Consider the following 25,596-nt stretch of genomic DNA (forward strand, 5'->3'; position numbering starts at 1 on the left):
CTTTTGAAAAGGTACATTTGTAAAAGCCAAAATTTATGATTAAAACTATTCTCTCTTTACTATGAAACTAAAAAACATTATTATTTTTCTTTTAATAGGCGGTTTACTAGCCTTAATTATCTACAGAGTAATTAGCAATAAAAGTCAAAATGAAAAATCTAATCAAAAGGCTGGTGCTCCAAAATCGATTTCAACCGTGAATGGAATTATACTTAAACCCAATAAATTTTCAAATCAACTCACTCTCTCAGGAAGCATCGATGCCAATGAACAAATTGAGTTGCGAAGTGAGGTATCAGGCGTAGTACAAGGCATTTATTTTGAAGAAGGAAGCTATGTCACAAAAGGAAAACAACTAATAAAAGTAAACGATATTGAATTAAGAGCACAATTAGCTCAAGCAAAAACCAGACAATCACTTGCTTCTGAAAATGAGCGAAGAGCCAAACTACTTTTACAAAAAGAAGCCATTAGCCAAGAAGAATATGATGTGGCTTCTGCAGAATTTCAATCAACAAAATCGCAAACACAACTTATTCAAGCACAAATTGCAAAAACTTCAATTGTAGCACCTTTTTCAGGAAAAATTGGATTGCGTTCCATTTCTCCGGGAACATATGTAACGCCAACAACTTTAATTGCCAAATTGGTAAATACATCACAAGTTAAAATTACATTTTCAATTCCGGAAAAATATGCTTCGTTAATGAAAAACAATTCAAATATAACCTTTACAACAGCCGGAAGCAAAGAAATTTATTCAGCTAAAATTTATGCCTTAGAACCTGCTGTTGAGCAAACAACCAGAACACTTCAAATTAGAGCAATTGCCGAAAATAAAGAGGGAAAACTTCTTCCTGGTACATTTGCAAATATCTCATTACCGCTAGAAGAATTAAGCGATGCCATTCTCATTCCAACAGAATCTATCATTCCAATTCAAAACGGAAAGAAAGTTTTTATTACTGAAAATGGAAAAGCAAAAGAAGTTATAATAGAAACAGCCAACAGAACAGAAAAAGAAATTTTGGTTACTTCAGGTTTAAAAGTGGGAGACACATTAATTACATCAGGAATCATGGCTATCAAAGTGGGAGCTCCGGTTAAATTGAAACTAATCCAAAACTAAATCGTATGAGTTTATCTACATTAAGCATAAAACGACCTGTTCTTGCCATCGTAATGAATCTCATGATTGTTCTTTTTGGAATAATCGGCTATACTTATTTGGGCGTTCGCGAATTTCCGTCGATTGATCCGGCACAAATTACCGTGCAAACCAGCTACACCGGTGCCAATGCAGATATTATTGAATCACAAATTACTGAACCTCTTGAAAAAGCCATCAACTCAATTGATGGTATTCGAAATATTTCATCAACCAGTGCACAAGGGAGTAGTGTAATTTCTATCGAATTTAATTTAGACAAAAATCTTGAAGAAGCAGCGAATGATGTGCGAGACAAAGTTTCACAAGCCGTGAGAAGTCTACCTCAAGATTTAACTGCTCCACCTGTTGTTTCTAAAGCAGATGCCGACTCCGACCCTATTTTGACAATGACCATGAAAAGTGACAACAAAAATGTGTTGGAACTTACTGATTATGCCGAAAATGTAATTTTGCAACGACTTCAAACCATTCCTGGAGTTAGTAGTGTTCGCATTTGGGGAGAACGCAAATATGCTATGCGGTTGTGGATAGATCCTATAAAACTGTCGGCCTATGGATGCACTGCCTCCGATATTTTAAATGCGTTAAACAAACAAAATGTAGAACTTCCATCCGGGAAATTAACTGGCGATAATACAGAATTAACGGTTAAAACATTAGGAAATCTAACCACCGAAGAAGATTTCAACAACATAATTATAAAATCTGAAGGCGATAAAATTGTTCGATTAAGCGATGTTGCCAAAGCCAGTTTGGAAGCCGAAAATCTTGAAACCCGATTAAGTGATTCAGGACAAACAATGATCGGATTGGCTATAACGCCTCAACCCGGAACAAATTATCTTGATATATCTGAAGAATTTTACACCCAATATGAACAACTTAAAAAAGATTTACCTAAAGAATTTGAACTCAATGTAGCAATTGACACTACAATTTTTATCAAAAAAGCAATCTTAGAAGTTGCCGAAACTTTATTAATTGCTTTACTTTTGGTTACATTGGTAATCTATTTATTCTTTAGAGATTGGGCCATTGCATTTCGTCCGTTAATTGACATTCCGGTGTCGTTAATAGCAACATTTTTTATTATGTATGTTTGTGGATTTTCTATTAATGTATTGACTTTATTGGCAATTGTATTAGCAACCGGACTTGTTGTGGACGATGGAATTGTGGTAACCGAAAACATCTTTAAAAAAGTAGAAGAAGGCATGTCGCCCATCGAAGCCGCCATTAAAGGTTCTAATGAAATTTTCTTTGCTGTAATTTCCATCTCAGTTACATTAGCTGCCGTTTTTCTTCCAATTATCTTTTTAGAAGGTTTTGTGGGACAATTATTCCGTGAATTTGGCATTGTCATAGGAGCAGCCGTGCTCATTTCTGCCTTTGTTTCATTGAGCTTAACGCCTATGTTAAATGCCTATTTAATGAAAGGAGGAAAACAAAAACGCTCCAAATTCTATGAAATGACCGAACCTTTTTATGTAAATTTAAATAAAGGATATGCTCGTTCATTAGAAAAATTCATGGCAAAAAAATGGCTTAGTTTTCCAATTTTAATTGCTTGTTTGGGATTATCTGTTTTATTTTATAACATTCTTCAAAAAGAAACAGCTCCGTATGACGACAGAAGCATGATTTTGTTGAATGTTACAGGACCAGAAGGAGCCACCTACGATTATATGGATCGTTTTATGCAAGATGTTTCAAAATTAATAACCGATTCTATACCCGAAAAGAATGTGAGTTTAATTGTAACCTCGCCGGGATTTAGTGCAGGTTCTGTAAATAGAGGTTTTGCTCGACTATCTTTGGTCGACCCATCAGATAGAGAACGTTCACAAAAAGAAATTGCACAACAACTTACAGGTTTAACCAAAAATTATAATGACGCCAAAACTTCTGTTTCAGAACAGCCAACTATTTCTGTTAACCGTCGAGGTGGATTACCCGTGCAATTTATCATTCAAGCAAAAAACTTTCAAATGCTGGAAGAAAAAATTCCGGAATTCATGGAAGAAGCTACAAAAGATCCAACATTCTCAATAACGGATGTAAATTTAAAATTTAATAAACCTGAAATTTATATCACCATAAACCGAGAAAAAGCAGAATCGTTAGGCGTTTCTGTTTTAGATGTTGCACAAACCATTCAACTTTCGTTGAGCGGACAACGTTTTGGCTATTTTTTAATGAATGGAAAACAATACCAAGTGCTTGGTCAATTTGATAAAAAAGACCGCGATCAACCGATGGATTTAGCCTCAATTTTTGTGCGAAGCAGCAGCGGACAACTCATTCAGTTAGATAATGTAGTGACAATTCAGGAACAAAGCAGTCCACCACAATTGTTTCATAATAATAGATATATGTCTGCCACCGTTTCTGCGGGATTAGCACCAGGAAAAAGTATTGGCGACGGAATTGATGCCATGGAACGCATCAAAGAAAAAGTGTTAGACGAATCCTTTACAACCGATTTAGGTGGAGAGTCAAGAGATTTTGCCGAAAGTAGTTCAAATACGATGTTTGCTTTCGGATTAGCTCTATTATTGATTTTCCTCATTTTAGCCGGGCAGTTTGAAAGTTTTGTTGATCCGTTTATCATCATATTAACTGTTCCGATGGCCGTTGCAGGAGCATTGTTTTCACTATGGTTATTCGGACAAACATGGAATATTTTTAGTCAAATCGGAACGGTCATGTTAATTGGTTTGGTGACCAAAAATGGAATTTTAATTGTAGAATTTGCCAACCAATTACGCGAACAAGGAAAATCCAAATACGATGCTGTAATGGAAGCCTCAGAATCCAGACTACGACCAATTTTAATGACAAGTTTAACGCTGGCATTAGGAGCCATGCCAATCGCTGTTTCAATAGGAGCAGCATCGCAAAGCAGAATGGGAATGGGAATTGTAATTGTTGGCGGAACCGTATTCTCCTTAATTTTAACTCTTTATGTAATTCCGGCTGTTTATTTAATGTGGTCTAGAGAGAAAAAACACCGTCCGGAATTTGATAATTTAGACCAATACGATAAAGAATCTGTTTAAAGTAATTATGAAAAAAATACTTTTATCCTACATAGTTTTGTTGATTGGATTTCCTGCTTGGAGCCAAGTTCAACCTATTTTAACGCTTGAAGAAGCGGTTGCCCAGACACTTGAAAATAATTTTGATATTCGCATTGCTAAAAATGAATTGAAAATTGATGAAGAAAATGTGACCATTGGGAATGCAGGAATGTTGCCAAATATTAACGGAACCATAACTAACAACAACACCATTTTAAACCAAACACAAACACAAGCCAGTGGAGCGGAAATTGAAATTGATGGTGCTCAAAACGTAAATATTAATTATGGTGTTGGAATAGAATGGACCATTTTTGATGGTTTTAGAATGTTTGCTCGTCATAATCAGCTAAAAGAATTGCAAAATTTGGGAGCAACCGAATTAAAACTTTCAGTATTGAGCAAAGTTAGTGCAGTTTATCAAACATATTTCACCTTATCCACTCAGCAGCAACAACTTAAAATGATTGACAGCATTATTTCCGTTTCAGAATTTAGGTTGAATACGGCAAAAAATCGTTTTACAATTGGAAAAGCATCTAAATTGGAAGTGCTAAATGCCGAAGTTGATTTGAACGCCGATCAATCTACAAAAATTCTATTGCTAGAGCAATACGGGATTTCAAAAGTAATGTTAAATGAACTTTTAGTTCGTCCGTTAGACACCGATTTTAAAGTTTCTGATGTCATTTCAATAGACAATTCGTTACTATTGCCAGATCTTCTTTCATCTGCCGAAAAACAAAATCCACAACTTCAAATTCAATATATCAACAAAAAAATTCAAGAGTACGAATTAAAGCAAGTCAAAGCCAATCGCTTACCAACGGTGAGCCTTTTGGGTGGTTATAACTTAGTTCGTTCGCAATCCCCTTTTGGTTTCGTAACAGAATCGACAGGTCGTAACTTTAACTACGGTTTTACAGCAACTTTAAACATATTTGACGGTTTCAATCAAAACCGAAACGAAAAAGTAGCCAAAATTCAATTAGAAAATACACAATTGCAAATTGAAAGACAATCACAACTAATTCAATCACAAGTTGCTTCATTATATCAATCTTATCTTTCTAATCTTTCATTACTTGAGTTGGAAAGAAAAAATGAAGGAATTGCCAAACAAAATTTGGAAATCACGTTAGAAAAATTCAAAATTGGCTCTGTTGCCCCAATAGAATTTAGAACGGCTCAGGAAAATTATGGCAATGCAGTAATTCGTCTAACATCGGCAGAATTGCAGACAAAACAATCTGAAATAAGTTTAAGAGAATTGGCAGGAAGTTTATCTTTTTAATAATTCCTAACACTTTTTTTTATCATTTCTACAACAAGTTATTTAATAAAATTCTACATTTGAGTTACTAATCAAAAACTCTTATCGTATGGAAATGAACTTTTACCCTGTTTTTGTGGCCGCATTAACCACATTGCTTGTTGGATTTGTTTGGTATGGCCCTTTGTTTGGAAAAGCTTGGATGAAAGAAACCGGCTTAACCGAAGAAGATTTGAAAAAAGGCAGTATGGTTAAAATTTTTGGACTTACTTACATTTTTTCCGTTATGATTGGCATGGTCATGCAACTTTTAACAATTCACCAATTTGGTGCTTTAGGAATGATTGGCGGACCGCAATTGGTAGACTCTGCCCTACCCTCTTATGGTGCATTTATGGCCGACTATGGCACTGCTTTTAGAACGTTTAAACATGGTGCATTGCATGGATTTATGTCCGGGTTATTTCTTGCATTTCCACTAATTGCTATCAATGGTTTGTTTGAAAGAAAATCTTGGAAATATATTTTAATCCACAGTGGTTATTGGACTGTAGTGATGACAATCATGGGAGCAATTGTTTGCGGTTGGGTTTAAATTTTATCAATAGCTGAGGCCAATTTAATATCTTTTTCGGTTACTCCATCGCTATCGTGCGTAGTTAATCGAAGCGAAACTTTGTTGTACACGTTTTTAATTTCCGGATGGTGATTTTGCTTTTCCGCCAAAATTCCTATTTGGACAATAAATGCTAAAGCGTTAGAAAAACCTTTAAATTCAAAGTCTTTTTGGATTAAATTATTTTTAAATTTCCATTCGTTTAATTGTTCAAGTTCATCTTGAATTGTTTTTTCAGTATATATTTTCATAATTTTTTTATTTATATAAAGTTAAATAACATTTATTATTCTTTGTCAAACTTTAACTTTAACGCTTAAAATTAATATTCTTCATTTGGAATCTTCCTGTTTGTTCAAAATAGTTTCTTCTACTAATGATTTGCCAAGTGATTGGAATGCATTAGCCACATCCAACATCTTTTTGTCGAAAGAATATTTAGCTGTTTTAGAACAGTCTAAGCCCACAAATATGGATTGCTTTTTTATCAGTTTTTACAAAAATGATAAATTGGTCGGAATTGCTCTTGCTCAATTCTTAGATTTAAATAAATTGGAATCGTTTGGTGAAAGAGATAAATGTGTAAAAACAGCAGTTAGGAATTTTATATTTAAAAACTTTTGTTCGCACGTTTTGTTTATCGGAAATAATATGCTTACGGGTCAAAATGCTTTTTCATTTTCGGATGAAATTGAAATAGAGAAAGGAATTGAACTACTTCGTCAAGCTGAATTGGAAATCAAGTTGAGTTTGAAAAAGAAAGGCAAAAAAGTTCATCTCACGACTTATAAAGATTTTGACAAAACTGAAATCAATCATTTTCCTGAGAAAGATTTTGAACCGTTTTATCAATTTTCTACACAACCGAATATGGTTTTCAAGGTTTCTGAAAATTGGTTATCCTTTGATGATTACGTTGCTGCTCTTTCCAAAAAATACCGAGATCAATACAAACGGTGTCGTAAAAAAGCCGAAGGAATTGAAAAGCGAAAAATGAGTTTGGAAGAAATTATTGCTCTGGAAGAAACAATTTTTGCATTGTATTTTCACGTGGCAAAAAACGCTCCTTTTAATACATTCTTTTTGGCTAAGAATCATTTTGGCGTGATGAAATCGGAATTAAAAGATAAATTTTTGTTCTACGGCTATTTTGAAAATGAAAAACTAATCGGTTTTAATACGTTGATAAAAAACGGAAGTCAGATGGACACCTATTTTTTAGGTTATGATGAAACGATTCAGCGGGAAAAAATGTTGTATTTGAATATGTTGTATGATATGATTGCTTATTCAATAAATAAAGGTTTCAAAGAAATTATTTTTGCCAGAACTGCTTTGGAAATTAAAAGTTCTGTTGGAGCAAAACCGGAGGAAATGGTGGGCTACATTCAGCATTCGAATGGATTGATTAATAAAAAAATGGAGCAGTTGTTTTGTTATTTGGAACCGGAGACGGAATGGAAGGAGAGGAATCCGTTTAAATAGTTGCGGGTTTGAAGGTTGCGGGTTACGGGTTTTGCCCGCGTAGGCGGGAGATTGCTTCGCCAGTTCGCTATCGCTCGTGTCTTTTTTCGACTTCGTCATCTTTCAGAATGACAAAAGTAGACTAAGACAGTGACTTTTTTGCCACAAAGAAAGAAAGGCACAAAGATTATGAAAACTTGTATTAGTTAAAGTGACTTGAAACTCGAAACCCGCAACCCGTAACTTTCAAACCCGCAACCCCTAGCCCAGATTGCAGTGGAAAGCTTTTTGTGTTTTTTGCCTTAAAATTTACAGGGTTACAAAGCGACCAACGGAAGCTCTTGTAACCCTGATAAATTTTTGGCAAAAAACATAAAAACTTGGAACGGAAAGCTGGATTGGCTACATAGCATCAATCTCGCCTTGAACTACTTCCCAGTCTTCTAATAATTTGTCTAATTCTTGTTTTTTCTTGTTGTAAGCCACAAAGAAATTGGCATCTTCAATGTGTTTGTCGTAATTGGAAGCCAACGCTTTGTCGTCGTTTTGAATGTCGATTTCGAGTTGTTTAATTTGACTTTCAATCTTACTCAAACGGTTTTGAAGCGATTTGCTTTTCTTTTGATCTTCGTAGGATATGGATTTTGAATCTTTGTTGGAATTTGTATTGGCTACAACATCTTTTTTCTCGATTTCACGCATATTCATTGCGTTGCGTTGTTCCAAGAAAAAGTTGATATCGCCTAAATATTCGCGGATTTTTTGGTCTTTGAATTCATATACCACATTGGCCATGCCTTGTAAAAAATCACGGTCGTGAGAAACCAACAGTAAGGTTCCTTCAAATTTATTTAGAGCTGCTTTTAGAACATTTTTTGATTTAATATCTAAGTGATTGGTTGGCTCATCCATTAACAAAACATTGATGGGTTGCAATAAAAGTTTGCATAAAGCCAAACGGTTTCGCTCGCCTCCAGAAAGCACTTTTACCTTTTTTTCTACATCATCACCACGGAACAAAAATGAACCTAACATATCGCGAACTTTGGAACGATTGCTGTCGGTTGCGGCATTGACCATTGTTTCTAATAACGTGATTTCGCCGTCTAAATATTCTGCTTGATTTTGGGCAAAATAACCCAATTGCACGTTATGTCCGAGTTTTATTGAGCCTTGGTATTTGAATTCGTTGACGATGGCTTTGATAAACGTTGATTTTCCTTGACCATTTTGACCAACAAAAGCGATTTTGCTTCCACGTTCAACCAACAAGGAAATATCTTTTAGAATGGTTTTGTCTCCATAGGCTTTGGTAACATTTTCGGCTTCGATGACTACTCGACCGGGCGTTTGCGAAACGGGAAATGAGATATTCATCACGGAATTATCGTCTTCATCCACTTCAATTCGCTCTACTTTATCGAGTTTTTTAATTAACGATTGAGCCATCGATGCTTTGGAAGCTTTGGCTCGGAATTTTTCGATTAATTTTTCGGTTTCTTCAATTTTTTTGGCTTGGTTTTTTTGGGTTGCCAATTGCTTTTCGCGAATTTCTTCTCTTAAAACTAAATATTGTGAATACGGTTTGTTGAAATCGTAAGCTTTTCCGAGTGAAATTTCGATGGTTCGATTGGTTACATTATCCAAAAACATTTTATCGTGTGAAACAATTACGACTACGCCCTGAAAATTGCGTAAAAAGCTTTCTAACCAAATGATACTTTCGATATCGAGGTGGTTGGTTGGCTCATCGAGTAGCAAAATATCGTTAGATTGCAAAAGTAATTTGGCTAATTCAATCCGCATTCGCCATCCACCGGAAAACGTTTCGGTTTGATTTTCAAAATCTTCACGTTTGAAACCTAAACCTAATAAAATCTTTTCGGTATCGCCCACATAATTGTATCCGCCTAAAACTTCGTAATGATGATTTACATCGCTCAATTCGTCGATTAATTCAGAATAGGTTTGACTTTCATAATCGGTTCTGGTGGCTAATTGATGGTTGATTTCATCAATTCTTCTTTCGGTTTTTTTGATTTCTTCGAAGGCTTGATAGGCTTCTTCTAAAACAGTTCTTCCTTGCTCAAAATCAATATCTTGGCGAAGGAAACCCATTTTTACTTCTTTTTCGGTGGCAATGCTTCCGGAATCGGGTTTGAAATCGCCTGCCAGAATTTTGAGCATGGTTGATTTACCGGCACCATTTTTTCCCACTAGTCCAACTCTGTCACCAGATCCTAAACGGAAAGTGACTTCTTCAAATAAAAATGTTCCTCCAAAGGAAACCGATAAATTGTGTATATTCAGCATAATATTGTGACTAATGTTACATTGGTTAATCTTTGAAAAAGATACCTTTGTATAAAATTTTTGCAAATGTTAAAAAAAGGATCCAAATTGAATAGCATTTTAACAGGAAGTTGTCCTAAATGCCAAGAAGAAAGTATGTATTTGGAAAAAAATCCATTTAAAATGGGTAAAATTTTTGAAATGCATGAAACTTGTAGCCATTGTGGCACTCGATATAAAATGGAACCTTCATTTTTTTATGGAGCAATGTATGTTAGTTATGGTTTAAGTATTGCATTTGCCGTTGCTGCTTTTATTATTTCAAATGTTTTTATTGGATTGGGTTTACTGCATTCGTTTATTGCTATAGTTGTTACATTGGTGGTTACGTTTCCAATTATTCTTCGTTTATCTAGAAACATTTGGATTAATATGTTTGTTCATTATGACAAAAATTGGAAAGAACATAAACATTAATCCCAACTAATTTTTTTGAAACGCTTTATATCGATTTCTTTATCTAAAGGAATTTGATATTCAATGTGTTCAAATAACATTTTTGCCATATCCGGTGCAAGCATCACGCCACGTGTTCCTAAGCCATTTAGAACGTGTAATTTTGGATGTTTTGGGTGTGTTCCTAACATTGGGCGTCTGTCTTTAACGGTTGGTCTTACGCCTGCTAAATGCTCGATTACTTCAAAATTGGCAGTTAAGAGCGATTTTAGGTCGGATAAAAGTTCGTTTTTTCCTTCTAAGGTTGGTGTTGCGGTTTTATCTTCCCAATTGTAGGTTGCTCCTACTTTGAACAAATCATTTCCTAAAGGAATTATAAAAACGGATGATTTTAGAATTACATCTAGTTTTAGTTCTTTTGATTTGATGATTAACAATTCGCCTTTTGTTCCGTCGAGCGGTAAATTAGAAAAATAGGGGTTTGAATGAATTCCGAATCCTTCTGCAAAAATGATGTTTTTGTATTGATGATTTTTGTATTCAACGAAATCATCTTTTATAATTAAATCATCATATTGAAATGTATCGAATTTTAAAAGATTTGATTCGACTAAATAAGCGTGATAATTTATTAATAAAGCGGCTGAGTCAACATATCCTGATTGCAAAACTTCACCAAAACCAAATGGAGAATTTATTCCGTCATATTTATCAAAACAAATTTTTGGTGAAATAAATGGAGCTAAGTTCGGTTTGTCAGATGCGATAAACCAATTGTTTTGTTCTTCAACAGAATACAATTTGCGGAAAATCGGAATTTTATTATCTAATTTTACTTTTAATTTATTTTCGAGCTGAGCATAAAATTGGTTTCCTAAATCCACTTGTTCTTGCGATCGCCATACTTCGCTAAAACGTTTTAAAATAACCGGATTATATAAACCTCCAGCAATTGTAGACGAGTTTTGAGATTTGTTATCAAAAATGTGAATTGATTTGTTGTTATGCTGAGCAATTTCGGCAAACGCAATTCCGGCTAGTCCGGCACCAACTAATAAATAATCTGTCATAGTGCAAAAATAAAAAACTCTTACCGTGAAGTAAGAGTTTTTTGTTATTTAATTTTTGGAATTAGTAATTCCACATATCTTGCTCGAAGTTTCTGATTTTCTCTTTCACTCTTTCAGATTCCAAAAGTTGATTAAGAGCGTTATCTTTCATGTATTCTTGAATTTGTCTATCTCCGTACACATTTTCTTCTTTATAAATCACACCGCTAAAACGACGTGAATTTAACAAGTGGTCAAATGTAATCGGCATAGCTGAATTCTTGTCGTTGAATGCTTTCCACTCATGCAACACATCTCTTGTTGATGGGAAATATACCCAAAACAATTCGATTACATCCGGATTATCTGCACCAATTTCACGAGCTTCAGGAGAAACAGGGCAAATACCTAAAAGACGGTATTTCATTTCACCTTGACGTTTATCAAAATACCAATATCCTTTGATTTTGTAACCTGAAACATCAATAGAAGTTAATTCTCTTTTATCAATATACTGAGGATCTAAAACTTTAGCACCAGATTTATAATCATCATAATACGTGTTAATTTCTTCCCTACCAGCGTTTGTTGTATCAATGTAAGTAAAAGAAGAAGCCATATCTTTTAATGATTTTTTTGAATTAAAATAATCATCATAATACACTTCTGTAATTCTTCCAGATTTAATTTCTTTAATCAATACATCAAATAAAGATCTTCTGTCTCTGCCAATATTAGCTGTATCTACAGGAAAATAAAGTGGAAAATTAATTCTTTCATCTAAATCGATGATTTCCCAAACCATTTTACCCATCAATACATCTCTGTCGTGTACGTAGCCATACTGAAGAGGTTTATCATTATCAGCCTCCATTTGAGCAGCTGTTTTTTTACCAATTTCTTCCGGTGTCTTTGCATTTAACAGATTTGACTGTGCATGCCCCATTTGTGAAACAAACAAGATTGACAAACATGCTATTACTGTATTTAACTTCATCTTTATTCTTTTGTAGGTTATTTTGAAGATAACGTATCGTTTCTTAAATTATTGTATTTCGTAAACTATAGGAGCAGTTCTAGGTAAAATAATATTTGAACCCTCTAGTCTAACTTTAATATCTGTAATAGTAACCGCATCACCTCTAGATGCTCTTGCCATAGCAGCTTCACATTGAGAGTTAACTCTGTTTCCACTAACCACAACCGCAGCTTGACCTGGAGCTTTAAAAGTAAAACCAGTAACTGTTAAGTTAACATCAAAATCAAAGTCTGGAAGTTTAGCACCAATTTGTGATACAGCTAATCTAGATTTTTGACCTTTAGCACCATACATTTCTCCACCGATTGTTCCAACTGGTGCAGGAATACCTTTGATTCTGAATACTTTTTTAGAACTTGCAGATTTTCCTCCAGGTAATTTTGCAGTTACATTAATAACCGCCTCAGTACCTTGCCCAGGACTCATGTTGTATTTTCCAGGACCAGATGCTCTACTTAAACCAGGTGCACTTGCTGTCACATCTGTATCAGAAACCCCTGCGAATGAAATTGTCATCGGGTTTACAACACCTCTATAGACAACATTCATTTTGTCAGCTGAAATTGTAGCTTCTTTTGGTTGAGGAACAACTACATATTTTCCTTCGAATTTTAATGGAATTTCTTTTCCGTCTTCTACGAAAACGAATTGACCATTAATATTTTGCTCACCTACTGAACCAGCCGTTAAAGAGATAACAGCTTGACCATTTTCAATTTTACCGGGACCAACAAATTTTGTAGGTGTTGTGTTAGCATCATAACGACCTAAAACAACTTTTCCGGTAACAGTCTCTCCTTGAAAATAAGCATTTTTATCTAATACTACGATAGCTTGATATTTACTATAAGAAGCAGAAGCTTGATATGTGTTACCAATCAAAGCATTCAATAAACCAGATTCAATTGATTTTGCATCGCTTTGCATAGCAGATAATTTTGTTAACGAAGCTATTCCAGGAAAACCTCTGTAATGATAATCAAGATAAGGTACAGTAATACCTTCTTTATTTTTCACATCATCAGTATTAAACTTAGAATTTAAGTCATCAACTATTGCCTTATATTTTTTATCAGTTCCAACAGCAGCTTTAACATCTTCTCTATATTTGTTTATAGTGGCTAATACCTCATTACCTTTTTCAGTATAGCCATCTCCTTTAAACCAAGTATAGTCAATTGCATCTGCCTTATCCATTGCTTCGTAAGGCAACTTTCCTGTTTCCTCATCAACTTCAACTCCTTCAGTTATACCGGCTTTCAAATCTCCGATATAGTTATAAAAATTTTTGGTTAATGTTGTAACTTTATCTGCAATTTGTTTTGGTCCTTGGAAGTTTTTAGGATCTTCGGAAGCTTTCTGACTTAATGTTTGTAAAATTGCTTCATTAGTTTGTACCGCAGCAATATTAGATTTTTCAAATTTCTCATTAAATAATCCAAATGCCGATAGTACTTCTTTTGACATGTTAAGTGCCAACATCGCGATGAAAACCAAGTACATCAGGTTAATCATCTTCTGTCTAGGGGTTAATTTTCCTCCTGCCATTTCTAATTAGTTTTTTAAATTGTTTGTTAAATTGATAAAACTAATTATCCTTTATTTCCCATTGCAGACAACATTCCACCATAAACATTGTTTAAGGAAGCAATATTAGCTGTCATAGCTTGCATTTGGTCTTTTAATTTAGAAGCATTGTCAGCAATTTCTTTGTTAGCTTCTGCATTTCTAGATGCACTTTCTAATTGAACTTTATATAAACTGTTTAAAGATTCCATTTGAGCAGCAGCCATAGATAATTCTTCGCTATATTTTTTCTGACCTGCAATTGAATCTACAGTTGGAGCAATTCCTTTTGCAGCAGATTCGAAGTTTTTGATGCTGTTTCCTAAACTTGTCATTAACTCACCGTCAACTTTAGCTTCTTTCAACATTGCATCTAATTTTTGAGATAATAAACCTTGAGCATCTTTCGCTTCTTCTTTTTTAACTTTTTCTTTGGCTTCGCCACCAGCTAATTCAGGATAAACTAAAGACCAATCTAATTCGTTGTCAACAGGTTCAAAGGCAGATAATGCGAAAATAACAGCTTCTGTAACAAGACCGATGGTTAACATCACGTTTCCTGTTAAAGGTCCGATTTCAAAGTGGATAATTTTGAATAATGCTCCTACGATAACAACCGCAGCTCCCATTCCATAAGCAAAGTTCATTGTTTTTTTACTTAAAAGTGCCATAATAATAAATTTTAGTTAGTTAAGTTAATTAATATAAAGTTGGTTAAAAATTCTAATTTGTTGGTTTATTTTGATCTTCCGGTTCCTCTGTTTCCAGTAGATTGAGTTCCCATATAATCTTGAACAGTTCTGAATCCGATATAACTTCTTGCAGAATCAGCATATTCATAATCTCTTGTACTTACTTGAAGGAAGTATGCAACATCTTTCCAAGAACCACCGCGGATAACTTTACGTTTGTTTTTCAAGTCTCCTACTGTTGGGTTCATAGTTGAAACATATTCATAAGCAGCAGCATCGTAAGAAGAATCCGTCCACTCTGAAACGTTACCAGACATGTTGTATAAGTTATAATTATTTGGTTCGTATGATTTTGCTTCTACAGTGTATAATGCTTCATCAGCAGCATAATCTCCACGATTAGGTTTGAAATTAGCTAAATAACAACCTCTGTCATTTTTAGCATATAAACTTCCCCATGGATAAGTTGCAGACTCTAAACCTCCTCTAGCAGCATATTCCCATTCTGCTTCTGTTGGCAAACGGAACGTGTTAATCAAATCCTGTTTCTTTTTCTTTGATTTGATATAAGCATTTTTATTCAATGTTCTCCATGCACAAAATGCTTTTGCTTGTTTCCAAGAAACCCCAACTACAGGATAATCACTGTAAGCTTGATGCCAGAAATAATCATTATGCATTGGTTCATTGTATGAGTAAGCAAAATCTTTAATCCAAGAAGTTGTATCTGGATAAACTTTTACTTTTTCTTTTCTAATAAAGTCTGATCTTTTTCCTGTTTTAGCTTTAGCAGCAGCTTGAATATCCATCCATGTGTAGCTAAACTCTAACTTATTTACATCAATAGTTCGTAAACCATTATATGATTCTGCAGCAGGCAAATACATAGAGTCCATTACTTCAACATAATATTCATCTGGATATTTTGAAGTCTCTTTTATCAATTTTACTTTTTTATTCAATTTTCTTCCCGCAAATTGATCATCATCCGTTCCAACGCTATAGTAGTTTTCGTACATATATTTGTCGTATGGAGTCATTTTTTCAGGATCGGCATCAGCAAAAGCATAATCACCAATGCTTCCACCACCTTTTTTACCTCCTTCACCTGTGGTAGTTTGACCCATTTCGTCAGCTAGGATAGCTAACTTCATTCTTATAGTAGAATCTTTAACCCACTCAACATATTGACGGTATTCACTATTTGTGATTTCTGTTTCATCCATATAAAACGAACGAACGGTTACCGTTTTTGTTGGTGCGTCTTGCACATTAGCTAAATCATCGTCTGATTTACCCATAATAAATGCTCCACCAGGAATCAATGTCATACCATAAGGTTTCTCAGGATGCCATTTTTTACCTTGAACTCCTACAAGTTCTCCCTTGTCACTGGAACCGCAGCTAACCAGTGTTACTAAAATCGTTGATAATGCGATGAACTTCTTCATATAAATTTGGGTTATCATGTACTCGAATTTTTAAGGCCGTAAACCTATTTATAATTTTTTAAAAATGCAATTATTTATGGTAAAATTTATTTTCTGTGTCAAAACTAAATATATTCTTCAAATCTAAAAAGAAAAAAATCGATAAAATACACATTTTGTCGACGAAATACATTTTTTTATTTATTTTGTAAGATTATATCTTTAATTATATTAGATTCTTTCGTTGTGCTTTCCACCATCTTTCCGGAATTTCTTGGTCGCAAGCTCGCAAATAATCTTCATGTGTACAGGGCAATAACGTATTTTTTTTTAATTTATTATTAACATTTGAAATAAATGGTATTTCTATCCACCATCTTTCTGTTTTTGGACTCTTAAAAAATATGAGTTCGATGTCGTCAACTGGAACGATATATTTTAAAAATACATTCTGATTCAAATTTGGATATTCTAATGATCTGAAATTGTATCCTTCTAAAAAATACCAAACAATTTGAGCAATTAAAACGCTTTCATTCTTCAAATTATTGTGATTGAAAATTCCAAATGAAGAAACTTTATCACTTAGTCCGGCATACCGTGATAAAGCACAAATTTCTTTACCATTAAAACCATTTGGTGTAAATGTAACAAAATTTCCTGAATCTGCTGATTTTATGGATGTTAAATCTACGGAAACGATATCGCCATCTCTAAAAACTGGCTCAGCCAATGAAAGATTTGTGCTAACTTCACCTAAACGATAGGCATCAAAATACAATTTTTCAATCAAATCAATCTCTTCTTGCGAATTATAGTAGGTTTGAAAACCCAAATTACTGAAATTAAAAAGATTGGTTGGTTCATTTATAATTATCTTAGAAAGATACGAATCGGAGGTATTTCGTTCTTCATCTTTTCCAAAATCAAATTTATTATCGATTGTAACCAAATTAACCATTTGATCCAGATTATCATAACTGCGGTACATGGCATAAGTCAAATCCTGAGAACCCCCAATGACAATGGGAACAATCTGTTTCTTTATTAATTCCGAAACAATCTTTGAAACAGCATAATATGTGTCTTCTTGGGTATTTCCTTGCGGGATATCACCCAAATCAGCAATAATTGAATGCCAATTGCCCGGATAAAGTGAATAAAATTCTTTTCTAATAAAACTTAGTTCTACACTTTCATGAAAATTACTTCCTCTATTATCTAAAACACCAATTATAGCAATTTTAATTTTGTTTAAATCCGGAAAATCTTCGTGTGTATGAAACACAGTCTTTTTTCCAAGCGTTTGCGAATTTAGATTTTTTACAAAGTCTAAAACCGACAATTCAACAGGTTCTAAAAAATCAAATGCCATAAATTATTTCTTTTTTACCGATGCTTTTTTTGTAGCTGTCTTTTTTGCTGCAGGTTTTTTGGCTGCAGCTTTCTTAGCTGGAGCTTTCTTTTCAATTAATTCTTGCACTTGAGCCAATGTTAATTTTTCTGCATCAACATCTTTACTCAATTCAATTTTAATTTTTCCTTTGGTGATAACTGAACGACCCCAACGGGCTTTTTCAACTTTAATCCCTTCGGTTTTCCAATCATGGATAACTTTATCAATTTCTTTTTGTTGCTTATCTTCAATTAATTCCTTCAAATCCGATTGTGATAATTTATCGAAATTGTATTTCTTACTTACATTAATAAACATTCCATTCCATTTGATAAATGGACCAAATCGACCAACTCCTTTTTGAATTGGCAATCCTTCATATTCGCCAATTGGAGCATCGGCTTGATTTTTTTCATCAATCAACTCTTGTGCTCTTTCCAAAGTAACATCCAAAGGATCTTCGCCTTTTGGTAACGAAACAAATGTTTTACCAAATCGAACATAAGGCCCAAAACGACCATTATTCACTTCAACTTCTTCTCCTTTATATGTGCCTAAATTTCTTGGTAATAAAAATAAGTTCAACGCATCTTCTAAAGTAATGGTTCCTATATTCTGATCGGTTCCTAAACTGGCAAAAAGTTTATTTTCGTCATCAATATCACCAATTTGAGCCATTGGACCAAATTTTCCTAAACGAACCGAAACCGGCTTTCCAGTTTTTGGATCTGTGCCTAAAATGCGTTCACCACTTTCTCTATCGGCATTTTCTTCAACATTTTTAACAATTGGGTGAAAATGATTGTAAAAATCTCGCATCATTTTTGTCCAATCTTCATTTCCTTCGGCAATTTCATCAAAATCTTGTTCCACTTTTGCAGTGAAATTATAATCTAAGATGGTAGAAAAATTCTTTACCAAAAAGTCATTTACAATAATTCCGATATCTGTTGGAACCAATTTCCCTTTATCAGAACCGGCATTTTCAGTTAACACTACCGATTTAAGGTTGTTTCCTTTTAAAGTTAATTGATTGTATTTTCTTTCTTGACCTTCAAAACTTCCTTTTTCAACATAATTTCTGTTGATAATAGTTGAAATAGTTGGTGCATAGGTTGATGGTCTTCCAATTCCAAGCTCTTCTAATTTTTTTACCAAAGAAGCTTCAGTATACCTACTTGCCGGTCTTGAAAAACGTTCGGTTGCTGTAATAAAATTGTTTGCCAAACGTTCGTTGATTTTAATTGCCGGCAACATTCCTTCTTGTTCTTCATCATCTTCATCATTTCCTTCTAAATATACTTTTAGGAAACCTTCAAATTTGATCACTTCTCCGGTTGCTGCAAAATGTTCGCTGTGATTGTTTGCTTCAATTTTTACGTTAGTGCGTTCCAATTCGGCATCACTCATTTGCGAAGCCAGCGTTCTTTTCCAAATCAAATCATATAATCTGGCCTGATCCCTATCTATATTTAAGGTGTGTTTAGACATATCCGTTGGACGAATTGCCTCGTGAGCTTCCTGAGCACCTTTTGACTTACTGGTAAAATTTCTTGGTTTGCTGAATTCTTTTCCATAGGAATGAGTAATTTCAGCTTGAGCAGCCGCCATCGCTTCTTGCGAAAGATTGACACTGTCTGTTCTCATATACGTAATATGTCCTGCTTCATACAAACGTTGTGCAATTTGCATTGTAATTCCAACCGGAAGGTATAATTTTCTAGCCGCTTCCTGTTGCAATGTAGAAGTTGTAAACGGTGCGGCCGGAGATTTTTTGGTTGGTTTGGTTTCTAAATCTGATACCTTATATATAGAACCAATATTTTTTTGAAGAAAATCTTCTGCTTCTTTTTTAGTTGAAAAATTCTTTGGCAATTTGGCTTTGAAAGTTTTTCCGGATTCATTAGCAAATTCTGCCGTTACCGAATAAGAGGCTTGAGCAGTAAACTCTTGAATTTCTCGTTCTCTTTCCACAATCAAACGAACAGAAACCGATTGCACACGTCCGGCAGACAAACCTCCTTTTACTTTTTTCCACAAAACCGGCGATAATTCATAACCCACCAAACGGTCTAAAACTCTTCGAGCCTGTTGGGCATTTACTAAATTATAATCTATGGAACGTGGATTTTCAATTGCTTTTTGAATGGCAGATTTTGTAATTTCATGAAAAACGATTCGTTTGGTTTTTTTTGGATCTAATTTTAATTCTTCGGCTAAATGCCACGAAATTGCTTCTCCTTCTCGGTCTTCATCACTCGCCAACCAAACCATTTCAGCATTTTTAGATAACGTTTTGAGTTTGCTTACCAACGCTTTTTTATCTGCAGAAACTTCGTATTTGGGTTTAAAATTATTTTCTACATCAACCCCGATTTCTTTAGAAGGAAGATCGGCAATGTGACCGTAACTGGACTCTACCTGATAATCGCTTCCTAAAAATTTTTCGATGGTTTTTGCTTTTGCCGGTGACTCAACGATAACTAAATTCTTTGCCATGTACATGTTTGTTTGGCAACAAAAGTATGGTTTTTTTTTAATTATTAATTTTTGGAAAATAAAAACAGTTGGTTAATGTATTTTTTTGAGGTAATATTTTGTTAAACAACATCTGCCATCTTGTCACATTTTCATTTTTAGTATTATCTTTGCAGACTGATTTCAGATAAAATCGATTATGGAGAAGACAATTGAAGAAAACAAGCAAGGAACCAGCTTAGTTTTAGAACAAAAAGAAGGCAATACCAAAAAGCTTTTTATAGAAAGTTACGGCTGTCAGATGAATTTTTCTGATAGTGAAATCGTAGCTTCCATTTTGCACGAACAAGGTTATAACACGACTCAAAATTTGGAGGAAGCCGATTTGGTTTTAGTAAACACTTGTTCTATTCGTGATAAAGCTGAACAAACTGTTAGGAAACGTTTGGAAAAATACAACGCAGTAAAAAAAATCAATCCAACCATGAAAGTGGGTGTTTTGGGTTGTATGGCCGAGCGATTAAAAAGTCAGTTTTTAGAAGAAGAAAAAATTGTAGACATGGTCGTTGGTCCGGATGCTTACAAAGATATTCCTAACTTATTAAAAGAAGTGGAAGAAGGTCGTGATGCCATCAATGTAATTTTATCTAAAGATGAGACGTATGGCGATATTTCTCCCGTCCGTTTAAACAGCAATGGCGTAAATGCTTTTGTATCCATCACTCGCGGATGTGATAATATGTGTACTTTTTGCGTCGTTCCATTCACTCGCGGTCGTGAAAGAAGTCGTGAACCACAAAGTATTTTAGAAGAAATCAAAGATTTATCAGACAGAGGTTTTAAAGAAGTAACGCTTTTAGGTCAAAATGTAGATAGTTATTTATGGTATGGTGGTGGTTTGAAAAAAGATTTCGATAAAGCTACAGAAATGCAACAAGCCACAGCAGTTGATTTTACTCAATTGCTTGAAATGTGTGCGGTGCAATTTCCGAAAATGCGTTTTCGTTTTTCTACATCTAATCCGCAAGATATGCACGTGGAAGTAATTGAAATAATGGCAAAATACCACAACATTTGCAACTATATTCATTTACCGGTTCAAAGCGGAAGCACTAGAATTTTGAAGGAAATGAACCGTCAACACACCCGAGAAGAATACATGGCGTTGGTGGACAAAATATATGAAATTATTCCTGATATCTCGCTTTCGCAGGATATGATTACCGGTTTCCCAACAGAAACAGAAGAAGATCATCAAGACACATTAAGCTTGATGGAATATGTGAAATATGATTTCGGATTTATGTTTGCGTATTCAGAAAGACCGGGAACATTAGCTGCCCGAAAAATGGAAGATGACGTACCGGAAGAAGTAAAGAAAAGACGATTAAACGAAATCATCGACTTACAACAAAAATTAGGTTTAGAAAGAACCAAACGTTTTATAGGTCAAGAAGTAGAAGTTTTAATTGAAAAAGAATCAAAACGATCTAACGAACATTGGAGTGGAAGAAATTCTCAAAACACAGTGGTTGTTTTTCCAAAGGAAAATTACAAAGTTGGTGATTTTGTGATGGTAAAAATCAATGATTGTACCGCTGCCACTTTAATTGGAGAAGCGGTTGGGTATTCTGAAGTGATGCAATAAGTTTGCCACGAATTTCACGAATTTCACGAATTTTGAATAGTAATTAAAAGCCAAAAAAATGAATTTATATAAGCAAGAAGAGTATTATAAAATTATTGGGATTTGTATGGAAGTTCATCGTGTTCTGGGTGGCGGTTTACTTGAAATAATTTATAAAGAAGCAATTGAAATTGAATTAAAAATTCACAATATACCTTACGAAAGAGAGAAAGAATTTATAATTGACTACAAAGGCCATAAACTTAAAAAGAGATTTATTGCAGATTTTATTGTTTATGATGAGATTATTCTTGAAATCAAAGCATCAAAAATGATTGTAGATGAAAATGTTGCACAAACATTAAATTATATGAACATAACTAAAAGTGGATTAGGTATAATTGCAAATTTTAACATTAAATCACTTCAACACAAAAGATTAGTGTCATAAAAAAATTCGTGAAATTCGTGAAATTCGTGGCTAAGTAAAACATGGAAAGCGTTCAAAACATAAAACAACGATTTGAAATCATCGGAAATGATCCGAAACTAAATCGTGCAATAGAAAAAGCCATTCAGGTTGCTCCTACCGATATTTCGGTTTTGGTAACTGGTGAAAGTGGTGTTGGAAAAGAAAGTATTCCGAAAATTATTCATTCACTTTCGCACAGAAAACACGGAAAATACATCGCTGTAAACTGTGGAGCAATTCCTGAAGGAACAATTGACAGTGAACTATTTGGTCACGAAAAAGGTTCCTTTACCGGAGCTACCGGAGCTCGTGATGGTTATTTTGAAGTTGCGGATGGTGGAACCATTTTTTTGGATGAAGTGGGTGAATTACCATTAACAACCCAAGTCCGTTTGCTTCGTGTGTTAGAAAACGGTGAATTTATTAAAGTAGGTTCGTCGCAAGTGCAAAAAACAAATGTTCGGATCGTAGCAGCCACAAATGTCAATATGTTTGATGCAATTGAAAAAGGTAAATTCCGTGAAGATTTATATTATCGTTTGAGTACGGTTGATATAAATTTACCTCCGCTACGCGAACGAAAAGACGACATTCATTTGTTATTTAGAAAATTTGCCGCCGATTTTAGTCAGAAATACAAAATGCCGCCCATCAAATTAGATGATAATGCGGTTGATTTATTGTTGAAATATCGCTGGAGCGGAAACATTCGTCAGTTGCGGAATATTGCCGAACAAATTTCTGTTTTAGAAACCAATCGGAACATTTCTTATCAAACATTATATGCTTATTTACCGCAAGAAGGTTCCAATCTTCCGGCAGTTATCAAAGATAAAAAGTCGGAAAGCGATTTTAGCAATGAACGAGAAATTTTATACAAAGTGCTTTTTGATATGAAAAGTGATTTGAATGATTTGAAAAAACTCACATTAGAATTGATGCAAAATGGCAGTTCAAAAGTTCAGGAAGCCAATAAAAATCTGATTCAGAAAATCTACGGACAAAAAGAAGACACAGAAATTGATTTTGAAGAACCAAGAATGGGCGTAGTTCCTACCCAAAACATCTCACAACAAGAGGAATTTGAAGACGAAGATGACGATCAAAATTATCTTTTTGCAGAAGCTGTGGAAGAGGAAGAAACCTTGCGTTTGGATGCCAAAGAAATTGAACTCATCAAAAAAGCATTAGACCGAAACAAAGGAAAACGAAAAGCTGCTGCAGATGAATTAGGTATTTCGGAGCGAACTTTATATCGAAAAATTAAACAATTTGATTTGTAGAATCATGAAAAAAATCATCAAATACTGTCTATTTCTAACAACAATAATCGCCGTAAACAGCTGCAAATACTACAACTTCACCGGAACGGGAAAGATAGATGCAGATACCTTTCAAGTCAATTATTTTCAAAACACCGCCGAGTTAATTGAGCCTGGTCTTGAACGCGATTTCACATTAGCTCTTCAGGATTTAATTAATAATCAAACCAACTTAAATTTAACCAACACCGGAGCCGATTTAATTTATGAAGGTGAAATTACCGGATTTAGAATTTCGCCAATGACCGCCACTGCCGATCAACGAACAGCTCAGAACAGAGTGACCATGACAGTAAATGTTCGTTTTACCAATACCAAAAAAGAGGAAGATGATTTTGAAAAATCGTTTTCATTTTTCTATGATTATCCTGCAGATCAACAATTGATTGGACCAACATTGTCCGCAGCAAAATTGGAACTTTTTGAAAGAATCACACAAGATATTTTTAATGCTTCATTAGCAAAATGGTAGATTAAAAAGTTTAGCAAGTTTACCTTGTTAATTTTTCATAAATTTGAATAAATTTGTCAAACAACCGACAACAAAAAATAGAATTTGAACCTATCCGAATATACATACTTACTCAATAACCCAAATGCGGTAAACGAAAAGCAAGCAAAAGCTTTGGAAACGGTAGTGGATAGTTTCCCCTTTTTTCAAAGTGCTCGTGCATTGTATCTAAAAGGTTTATATAATCAAGATAGCTACAAATATAATTTTGCTTTAAAACAAACAGCAGCTCATACTACAGATCGTAGTATTTTGTTTGATTTTATTACTTCGGATGAATTCACAATTATTGAAAAAGATATTTATGAACGAAAATTAGCCTTGTTGATGGATATTGAAGTCGTTGAAACTGAAATTCATCAATATCCTGCACAAATTGAAAATGTACCAGAAAGTAGTGACTCCAAAGAAGAAATTACAAATGTTGAAATACCAACTGCCAAAATTGAAGTAGATACATTAACTGTTTTTCCAACCGTTGAATTTGAATCTTCTGAGATTGATTTTGTGAGGTTGGAAAACACTCCAATTATTAATGAAGTTTCGGAAGAAATCAAAGTAATTGAAATTTCACCTACAGAAATTGATGAAAGTTTGACTATTTCAACAGAAGAAGAAACAATTGCTGAAACAATTGCTGAAACAATTGCTGAAACAATAGTTGAAGAAGAAACAGAAGAAGAACCTATTTCAGTAGAAATTTTAGAAGAAACTGTAGAAGAAACAATTTCAAATGAAGCAATATCGATAGACCAAAACAGTTTTGAATCTTCAACAGAAGAAATAATTCCCGATCTAGAAGAAAAACTGGAAATTGGAAAACCAATTACTTTTTTACAAAACGAAAAACACTCCTTTCAAGAATGGTTGCAATTGGCAAGTTTTAAACCAATTGATCGAAATGAAGAGGAAAAAGAAACTTTTTCTACTGAAAATAACAACCAAAAAGAAGAAAAAAAGCAGGAAAACACCACAAATAAGCAAAAAAAATTAGAAATAATTGACAAGTTTATAGAAACAAATCCTAAAATAACACCTGCTAGAGAGTTAATTGAAACACCTTCAAAACCAATAGAAACAAGCGATACAACTCACTTGATGACAGAAACGTTAGCTCGTGTTTACTTGGAACAAAAAAAATATAGCAAAGCAATTCAAGCTTATGAAATATTAATTTTGAAATATCCGGAAAAAAGTATTTTCTTTGCAGACCGAATTAAAGACATCAAAATTTTACAACAAAATAATTTATAGCATGGGATTTTCAGTTTTTTTAGTATTAATCACAGTAGTTTGTTTTTTACTTATAGTAGTTATTATGGTTCAAAACCCTAAAGGTGGCGGTTTATCATCAACTTTTGGAAACTCTCAACAAATTGGTGGAGTTCAAAAAACAACTGACTTTTTAGATAAAAGTACTTGGACATTAGGAATTATCTTGATTGCTTTAATCATGTTTTCAAGCTTGGCTTTTAATGACAATAATGATAGTATTAAGATTGATAAGAGTGCCGTTCCTGCAAGAACAGAAACTCAGGCAACACCTGCTGCAAATGAAACACCTGCTGCTTCGCCAACAACCCCAGCTCCAACAGAAGCTGCTCCTGTAACAGAATAATAAATTTTTGAATTTATATAATCAAGTCCCGAATTTTTTCGGGA

21 protein-coding genes are annotated in these 25,596 nt (G+C 34.1%); 12 read left to right on the plus strand and 9 right to left on the minus strand.

Annotated features, from left to right (window positions below; genetic code table 11):
• The first annotated feature begins 61 nt into the window (after nucleotides 1-61).
• The 4 genes from AC23MC_RS00605 (at nucleotide 62) to AC23MC_RS00620 (ending at nucleotide 6,119) form a co-directional block, all read left to right on the plus strand.
• Nucleotides 62-1,129, plus strand: coding sequence for an efflux RND transporter periplasmic adaptor subunit (locus AC23MC_RS00605; protein WP_487566485.1), 1,068 nt, complete (start codon nucleotides 62-64; stop codon nucleotides 1,127-1,129).
• Between the two features lie 5 nt (nucleotides 1,130-1,134).
• A complete protein-coding gene (locus AC23MC_RS00610) occupies nucleotides 1,135-4,230 on the plus strand; it encodes an efflux RND transporter permease subunit (RefSeq protein WP_487566484.1) in 3,096 nt (1,031 codons plus the stop codon).
• Between the two features lie 7 nt (nucleotides 4,231-4,237).
• Nucleotides 4,238-5,545, plus strand: coding sequence for a TolC family protein (locus tag AC23MC_RS00615; RefSeq protein ID WP_487566483.1), 1,308 nt, complete (start codon nucleotides 4,238-4,240; stop codon nucleotides 5,543-5,545).
• Nucleotides 5,546-5,633: 88 nt separating this feature from the next.
• Nucleotides 5,634-6,119 (plus strand): DUF1761 domain-containing protein, encoded by a 486-nt coding sequence (locus AC23MC_RS00620; RefSeq protein WP_487566482.1) that lies wholly within the window; start codon nucleotides 5,634-5,636, stop codon nucleotides 6,117-6,119.
• On the opposite strand, the gene AC23MC_RS00625 is transcribed toward AC23MC_RS00620, so the two are convergent.
• The gene (locus tag AC23MC_RS00625; RefSeq protein ID WP_487566481.1) at nucleotides 6,116-6,391 is read right to left on the minus strand and encodes a 4a-hydroxytetrahydrobiopterin dehydratase; all 276 of its coding nucleotides are present in this window, start codon (nucleotides 6,389-6,391) and stop codon (nucleotides 6,116-6,118) included. The two genes, AC23MC_RS00620 and AC23MC_RS00625, sit on opposite strands and share 4 nt — an antisense overlap.
• A gap of 85 nt (nucleotides 6,392-6,476) precedes the next feature.
• Between AC23MC_RS00625 and AC23MC_RS00630 the strand changes: the two genes are divergently transcribed.
• Nucleotides 6,477-7,625: a GNAT family N-acetyltransferase gene (locus AC23MC_RS00630; RefSeq protein WP_487566480.1), complete on the plus strand. Its 1,149-nt coding sequence runs from the start codon at nucleotides 6,477-6,479 to the stop codon at nucleotides 7,623-7,625.
• A gap of 381 nt (nucleotides 7,626-8,006) precedes the next feature.
• Here AC23MC_RS00630 and AC23MC_RS00635 read toward each other — a convergent pair whose 3' ends face one another.
• The gene (locus AC23MC_RS00635; protein ID WP_487570619.1) at nucleotides 8,007-9,917 is read right to left on the minus strand and encodes an ABC-F family ATP-binding cassette domain-containing protein; all 1,911 of its coding nucleotides are present in this window, start codon (nucleotides 9,915-9,917) and stop codon (nucleotides 8,007-8,009) included.
• A gap of 66 nt (nucleotides 9,918-9,983) precedes the next feature.
• Here AC23MC_RS00635 and AC23MC_RS00640 point away from each other — a divergent pair, with 66 nt between their 5' ends.
• On the plus strand, nucleotides 9,984-10,373 hold the full coding sequence (locus tag AC23MC_RS00640; protein WP_487566478.1) for a DUF983 domain-containing protein: 390 nt from the start codon (nucleotides 9,984-9,986) through the stop codon (nucleotides 10,371-10,373).
• Here AC23MC_RS00640 and AC23MC_RS00645 read toward each other — a convergent pair.
• The 7 genes from AC23MC_RS00645 to topA all read right to left on the minus strand — a co-directional run bounded on the left by AC23MC_RS00645 (nucleotide 10,370) and on the right by topA (nucleotide 20,023).
• Nucleotides 10,370-11,422, minus strand: coding sequence for an NAD(P)/FAD-dependent oxidoreductase (locus AC23MC_RS00645; RefSeq protein ID WP_487566477.1), 1,053 nt, complete (start codon nucleotides 11,420-11,422; stop codon nucleotides 10,370-10,372). The genes AC23MC_RS00640 and AC23MC_RS00645 overlap by 4 nt on opposite strands.
• Nucleotides 11,423-11,483: 61 nt before the next feature.
• Nucleotides 11,484-12,398: a type IX secretion system ring subunit PorN/GldN gene (gene porN, locus AC23MC_RS00650; protein ID WP_487566476.1), complete on the minus strand. Its 915-nt coding sequence runs from the start codon at nucleotides 12,396-12,398 to the stop codon at nucleotides 11,484-11,486.
• A gap of 48 nt (nucleotides 12,399-12,446) precedes the next feature.
• Nucleotides 12,447-13,988, minus strand: coding sequence for a type IX secretion system motor protein PorM/GldM (gene porM / locus AC23MC_RS00655; RefSeq protein WP_487566475.1), 1,542 nt, complete (start codon nucleotides 13,986-13,988; stop codon nucleotides 12,447-12,449).
• A gap of 44 nt (nucleotides 13,989-14,032) precedes the next feature.
• Complete coding sequence (gene porL, locus AC23MC_RS00660) at nucleotides 14,033-14,677, minus strand: type IX secretion system motor protein PorL/GldL (RefSeq protein WP_487566474.1); 645 nt, start codon at nucleotides 14,675-14,677, stop codon at nucleotides 14,033-14,035.
• Nucleotides 14,678-14,742: 65 nt separating this feature from the next.
• The gene (gene porK / locus AC23MC_RS00665; protein ID WP_487566473.1) at nucleotides 14,743-16,149 is read right to left on the minus strand and encodes a T9SS ring complex lipoprotein PorK/GldK; all 1,407 of its coding nucleotides are present in this window, start codon (nucleotides 16,147-16,149) and stop codon (nucleotides 14,743-14,745) included.
• A gap of 205 nt (nucleotides 16,150-16,354) precedes the next feature.
• Nucleotides 16,355-17,503: a formimidoylglutamase gene (locus AC23MC_RS00670; protein WP_487566472.1), complete on the minus strand. Its 1,149-nt coding sequence runs from the start codon at nucleotides 17,501-17,503 to the stop codon at nucleotides 16,355-16,357.
• 3 nt (nucleotides 17,504-17,506) lie between these two features.
• A complete protein-coding gene (gene topA / locus AC23MC_RS00675; protein WP_487566471.1) occupies nucleotides 17,507-20,023 on the minus strand; it encodes a type I DNA topoisomerase in 2,517 nt (838 codons plus the stop codon).
• 178 nt (nucleotides 20,024-20,201) lie between these two features.
• On the opposite strand from topA, the gene miaB reads away from it, so the two are divergent.
• The 6 genes from miaB to secG all read left to right on the plus strand — a co-directional run bounded on the left by miaB (nucleotide 20,202) and on the right by secG (nucleotide 25,552).
• The gene (miaB, locus tag AC23MC_RS00680) at nucleotides 20,202-21,650 is read left to right on the plus strand and encodes a tRNA (N6-isopentenyl adenosine(37)-C2)-methylthiotransferase MiaB (protein WP_487566470.1); all 1,449 of its coding nucleotides are present in this window, start codon (nucleotides 20,202-20,204) and stop codon (nucleotides 21,648-21,650) included.
• 58 nt (nucleotides 21,651-21,708) lie between these two features.
• The gene (locus AC23MC_RS00685) at nucleotides 21,709-22,080 is read left to right on the plus strand and encodes a GxxExxY protein (RefSeq protein ID WP_487566469.1); all 372 of its coding nucleotides are present in this window, start codon (nucleotides 21,709-21,711) and stop codon (nucleotides 22,078-22,080) included.
• A gap of 41 nt (nucleotides 22,081-22,121) precedes the next feature.
• On the plus strand, nucleotides 22,122-23,384 hold the full coding sequence (locus AC23MC_RS00690; RefSeq protein ID WP_487566468.1) for a sigma-54 interaction domain-containing protein: 1,263 nt from the start codon (nucleotides 22,122-22,124) through the stop codon (nucleotides 23,382-23,384).
• Between the two features lie 4 nt (nucleotides 23,385-23,388).
• Nucleotides 23,389-23,895: an LptE family protein gene (locus tag AC23MC_RS00695; RefSeq protein ID WP_487566467.1), complete on the plus strand. Its 507-nt coding sequence runs from the start codon at nucleotides 23,389-23,391 to the stop codon at nucleotides 23,893-23,895.
• Nucleotides 23,896-23,979: 84 nt separating this feature from the next.
• Nucleotides 23,980-25,188 carry a tetratricopeptide repeat protein gene (locus tag AC23MC_RS00700; protein ID WP_487566466.1) on the plus strand — a complete coding sequence of 403 codons (1,209 nt, stop codon included), beginning with the start codon at nucleotides 23,980-23,982 and terminating at the stop codon, nucleotides 25,186-25,188.
• Between the two features lies 1 nt (nucleotide 25,189).
• Nucleotides 25,190-25,552, plus strand: coding sequence for a preprotein translocase subunit SecG (gene secG, locus AC23MC_RS00705; protein ID WP_487566465.1), 363 nt, complete (start codon nucleotides 25,190-25,192; stop codon nucleotides 25,550-25,552).
• The last annotated feature ends 44 nt before the right edge of the window (nucleotides 25,553-25,596 follow it).

It is taken from the genome of Flavobacterium sp. T50_26 (genome assembly GCF_057652995.1).